This is a genomic window from Domibacillus robiginosus (genome assembly GCF_000966195.1).
Lineage (GTDB): Bacteria > Bacillota > Bacilli > Bacillales > Domibacillaceae > Domibacillus > Domibacillus robiginosus.
Genome location: NZ_LAHL01000090.1, coordinates 1 through 5381, shown reverse-complemented (window position 1 = coordinate 5381; position 5381 = coordinate 1). Strand labels below are relative to the sequence as shown.

Genomic DNA, 5381 nt, shown 5'->3' with positions numbered 1-5381 from the left:
TCAGTTCCTCTTCCCAGCTTGAGAGCTGGTCTGAATCTTTTAGTTGGATCATTTTAAGCGCTAAGGCATCGTTTTCGGAAATAAGGTTTTTAATGATTAAAACATTTCGTACGGAAGGCAGGTCATCATCTGTAATGGTTTGAACTTTTTCATTGAAGTTTTGAAACATGATGATGGACTGCCAGCCTAGGATGCCCATCAAAAATATAATGGAAAAAAAGCTTAATAATAATTTGTGCTTGATCATGAACGTCAACAGTTAGTCCTCCTGAAATATATCGTATGATTGTCGTATTAATAATGAAGCGAAGGTTTTTAAGAAGCGGCTCCGCTTAACAGTTGAAAGAAGTCGGACTGCTTTAACGGACGGCTGTAGTAATAGCCCTGTGCCTCGTCACACTTTTCTTCTTTCAGAAGATGAACATGCGCTGCTTCTTCTACTCCTTCTGCTACGACATGCAGGTTAAGATTTTTCGCCATTTGAATAATGGTTTTTACAAGGGTGCGATCATGCGGATTTAAGTCTGCATCTTTAATAAAAGATTGATCAATTTTCAGTGTATCAATAGGGAGCTGCTTCAAATAGTTCAGTGAAGAATACCCAGTCCCGAAATCATCCATTGCAATCGTAACACCTAAATAACGCAGTTCTTCCAGCCTTTGAGCGATTCGCTCGAAATCAGTCATCGCGATGCTCTCTGTGATTTCAAATTCCAGGTAAGCAGGATCGGCGTTTGTTTCTTCAATAATGCGCTTTACATTGGCCACTAAATCGGGCTGAAAAAACTGAATGACAGATAAGTTAATGCCCATTTTAATCGGTGGATATCCGAATTGTGCAATCAGCTGGTTTTGAAGACAAGCTTCGCGAATAACCCATTCGCCGATGGGAATGATTAAGCCACTTTCTTCTGCAAGAGGAAGGAAATCAGCTGGCGACACAAGACCGCGTTCGGGGTGGTTCCAGCGGATAAGAGCTTCCGCACCAGATATGTTTCCATTTGAAATATTTACTTTTGGCTGGAAATAAAGCTGAAACTGGTCAAAGCCTGTTTCAACTGCTTTGTATAGGTCACCTTCCAGCTGTGACGCGTATTTTCTCTTGTTCTGCTCTTCCTTAGTCAAAAAGCAAAAGCTGTTTCTTCCATTCTTTTTCGCTTCATACATGGCGAGATCAGCTGCCCTAAGCAAAGCATCGGGGTTCTTTCCGTTTTGCGGGTAGATACTAACTCCGATACTGGACGTAACATGCAGGCTGCTCGACTTTACCTGAAACGGTTCCTTAAATGCCTGTAAGATAGAAGCAGCTGTTTTTTCAAGCTGGGTCTCATCTGCGTCCGACAGTAGGACGGTAAATTCATCCCCGCTTCTTCTTGAAACAATTCCGTTGTTTCCGAGGCAGGAAGTCAGCCGCTGTGCAACCAGCTGAATGAGTAAATCCCCTTTGTTGTGTCCAAGCGTATCATTTACATGTTTAAACCGATCTATATCAATAAACATCACACCTATGGACTTGTCTTTTTTCTTTGCTTCCAGAAGAGAAGCAGAAAGCTTCTCGTTAAATAAGCGACGATTAGGCAGGCCGGTCAGTGGATCATGATAAGCCAGGTAATGTATTTTCTTTTCATTTTCTTTATTGAGTTTCACAATATTTTTTACATAAAGAAGAAGAGTGGTGCCTAAAAGCAGAAATAAAACAAGGGCTCCCCAAATAATTTTCGTTGAAGCACTATAAGCAGCTTCCTGTTCATTTTTTAGTTTTTCCAATTCATCTTTCTCAAAGTTCAGCAGTGTATCTAGGCTTGATTTGACCAATTCATGATCTTCTCTCGTTTCGGTTTTGGCCGATTGCCCTGTACGCGAATCCCGGGTTGTGTTTTTTTCAGCTTCTACAGCGGTAAGATAGGCCTGCCATCTTGAATAAAATGTTTGATACAGCATAGTAGAATTATCACTATGCACTTCTTCATATTCCTGAAGGTTTTCGGCTAATTCTTGTTTTAAACGCTGCAGTTGCTGTGCATTCTTTTGGAAAAAATCGGATTTTTCTTCATGGTTTGTTCTAAAATTGGTTAAGATGATTTCTTCAGTTAAATGTCTGATGTTATAAATTAATTCAACAGATTGTGTATATTTATTCATTACTTCTACTGTTTTGTTGTTAATTGTATGAGAAGTGTAAAGAGAAATAGAGCCCATTGTTACAACAGAAACAAACATAACGAGCATAACTAAGAAAATTTTCTTATGTACATTTAAAAATTTCATTCATTATCACCTGATATCCTATAAGAGTAGCTGTTAGAGACGATGTGCCTGTGTCTTGAGACTTATATTAAGGATGTTTGGTGAAATTTTAGTGAAAAAGATAGGAGAGGATGATTTTAAAAAAAAACAGTTTTCGATAATAACTGAAACGGCCGCATACTTTTAGCTCTTGTTTGCGCCACGAGTTCGGACTTTTCGCTTTTGAATAAGGAATATGTTTTTGCAGAAAATAAGCTTACAGAAAGGAGAGGGCTGTCATGACAAAAGAAAAGCAGCAAGTAACGCCTGTTCGTAATTTTAATATGAACGATTATCAAAAAAATGACGAAACAGCAAAAGGTCTGGCTACAACCCATGAACAAGTGAGTGACCTGTACAAAGAGGGAGAAGTAGTACCGTCAAAATACGAAGAAACGCTGCCTAGAAATTCCTTCAACAAAACAAAATAACCTGCACCTGACAAAAAGGCAGCCCTTCCCGGCTGCCTTTTTTCTCATCATAAAATATCTGACTGGACGCATACTATTATCTTCTTTTTGCCTGAACCAAACACGAGGATGTCAGCGCATATTATGGCAAATGATGTGGCAATAATAAGAGGAAAACGAAGACAAAAAGGCAGGTTCTTTTATTGGAACAATATGATGCAGTCATTGTTGGAGCGGGACTGGCAGGTTTAACTTGTGGTCTAGAATTAGCGGAACAAGGACGAAAGGTACTTTTATTAGAAGCGGAACCAGTTGTAGGAGGGCGGACTTCTTCTTATATAGATAATGGGATGAAAGTGGAATCTGGGTTCCACCGCTATATCGGCTTTTATTCTGAAATGCCTAAAGTGCTGAGAAAAGCGGGGATTCAGTTAAATGAGATTTTTACGTGGGAAGAAAAAGTAGAAATACGAGTGAGAAAACAAGAAAAGCTGATCACTTTAGGCGCAGCACCACTGTTTGGTCCTAAAAAAACCATCATGGGCATTCTGGGGAATAATGAATTGCTTCCGCCGCGAGACAAGCTTTCCCTCGTTTCCTTTTTTCTCGGCGGATTAAAAGACCTTATTACAAATCCCAAAAAGCTGGATGCCTACAATATCCGGGACTATGCAAAAAAGCACCGGGTTAGTGAAGATGCGTTTCATAACGTTATTATCCCCTTTAGTACAGGCCTTTATTTCTTACCGCCTGAGCGTTATTCCGCTTATGTCTTTTTTGGACTGCTTGCTCCAGCCATTAAACGCTTTTATAAAATGCGCATCGGCGCTTTTTTAGGAGGCATGACAGACGTAATGTGCCAGCCGATGGCAGAGGCAATTCAAAAAAAAGGTGGTATTGTCAAAACAGATCATAAAGTCTGTAAACTGCATATGGACTGGCAAAACAAATTAACAGGTGTTGAAATGGAAGAGGGACGAATCTTTTATGGCGAAAAAGTAGTCGTAGCGACAACCCTTAACTCCGCCAAGCAGCTGTTAAAGCCTTTGTTTAAAGATCATCCATGGTTTCAGCCTATGTTCAAGCTGCCAATGATGTCCGCAGCAACACTGCAGCTGGAATTAAAAAAGCCTGCTCTCCCAAAAGATATTACAACGTTTGGGCCGCGGACATCTCTTATCAGCTTCGCTGAACAGTCTCGTTCTACATTTCGCCATGTACCAGGGAGATTATCGATCATTATGTCAAACCCGGAACGTTTTTTAGAAATGACTCCAGAAGAAACACTGCAAGTGGTTGTAAAAGATGCGAATTTGCTAGGCATGGATTTTAAAGAGAACATTATTGACTATCGCCAGATTAATCATTATGACGACTTTCATTCTCTTGAGCCGGGCTATCACTGGATGCGTCCTGAACAAGTTACACCGGTTGAAGGGTTGTTGCTTGCAGGAGATTATACTATGCAGCCATATTTTGCCACGATGGAAGGAGCTGTCGTGTCGGGACAAAAAGCAGCTCGGGCCATTTTATCATCTAAAAAGCGCTGAATGCCCTTTTTTATCTGCGGGCAGGAAAAAATGAAGGTAAGAGAAGAGGTAGATACATGGAGATACTAAAATATATCGGGCTGCCCATTTACCTTATTTTGCTAGGCTATATTCTCACGAGGCTTTCCGGTAAAAAAGCGGTTTCGCAAATGCATAGCTACGATCTTGTTTTTGTGACGGTTCTCGGCTCAGCCATATCAGAACCGATAGCCCAGGACAGCGCCTGGACAGCTACCTGGTACTCGCTTGCCGTTGTTTTGTTTTATCTTTTACTGTCCAGGCTCATTCTTATTAACAAGTTTAAAAACACGTTGACCGCCACGCCCACTGTGTTAATACGTGGGGGAGATATCGATAAAGAGGGATTAAAAAGCGTAAAAATGACCATTGAGGAGTTGCTTGGGGAACTCCGGATTAAAGGTTTTGTAAACCCTGCAGACATTGATATTGCCCTAATGGAGGAAACAGGAAAGGTAAGCGTTATTCCTAAAGTAATTAATCACAATAAACAATCAAGTGATCTAGAATTTACTCCAAAACCTGCTTTCGTGTCGATTCCAATCATTATAGATGGTGAAATCCTGCACCATAATTTAAAGTTTGTGAAGAGGGATGAGAGTTGGCTGTTTGATCAACTTCAGCACTGGGGTATTCGAAAACAGGACATTCAGCATGTAACACTGGCCGTTTTTACGCAGGATGGAAATTTGCAGGTGGATAATGATGATAATCACGATCATGAAAAAGGCATTAACAATTACAAACCCGGAAATGAAAATTAAAAAGCCGCAGCTTTATTCTGTATATAGAGAGAAGCAGTTGGACATACAGAAAAATATCCTTTTATTTTAAAAAAAATTATTGCGGTGATTAAAAATAAGTGTTATAATTTTTATCGCCGCTAATGTAGAAAGAATTGTTGCAAATGAACAACAGAGAAATATTGCTTCCTTAGGGCGCAGTGAAAATCAGTTGGCTTTGCAGATTTATTGATGTTATATTATTTCTCTGTTTTAAAGAAACAGCATAACGTCTTTTGTTAAAAAACACAAAAAAACATATTGACTAAGAAATCAATTAATGTTATTATTGGTTAGCTGTCGCGGAGATGGCGCAAATGAATTGAACATTGAAA

General features: G+C 39.8%; 5 protein-coding genes. 3 read left to right on the top strand and 2 right to left on the bottom strand.

The genetic code is table 11. The annotated features are described in order from the left end of the window. Positions 1-247: MCP four helix bundle domain-containing protein (locus VP97_RS22845; RefSeq protein ID WP_245629973.1), on the bottom strand; the 247-nt coding region annotated here is incomplete at its 3' end. A gap of 68 nt (positions 248-315) precedes the next feature. Beyond that, the gene (locus tag VP97_RS22840; RefSeq protein ID WP_050184492.1) at positions 316-2268 is read right to left on the bottom strand and encodes an EAL domain-containing protein; all 1953 of its coding nucleotides are present in this window, start codon (positions 2266-2268) and stop codon (positions 316-318) included. Positions 2269-2525: 257 nt separating this feature from the next. Here VP97_RS22840 and VP97_RS22835 point away from each other — a divergent pair, with 257 nt between their 5' ends. From VP97_RS22835 to VP97_RS22825, 3 genes are all read left to right on the top strand, one after another. Continuing rightward, positions 2526-2717, top strand: coding sequence for a YozQ family protein (locus tag VP97_RS22835; RefSeq protein WP_050184491.1), 192 nt, complete (start codon positions 2526-2528; stop codon positions 2715-2717). A 182-nt stretch (positions 2718-2899) separates the two neighbouring features. Next, positions 2900-4246 (top strand): hydroxysqualene dehydroxylase, encoded by a 1347-nt coding sequence (locus tag VP97_RS22830; RefSeq protein ID WP_050184490.1) that lies wholly within the window; start codon positions 2900-2902, stop codon positions 4244-4246. A gap of 56 nt (positions 4247-4302) precedes the next feature. Beyond that, complete coding sequence (locus VP97_RS22825; protein WP_050184489.1) at positions 4303-5028, top strand: DUF421 domain-containing protein; 726 nt, start codon at positions 4303-4305, stop codon at positions 5026-5028. Positions 5029-5381 lie beyond the last annotated feature (353 nt).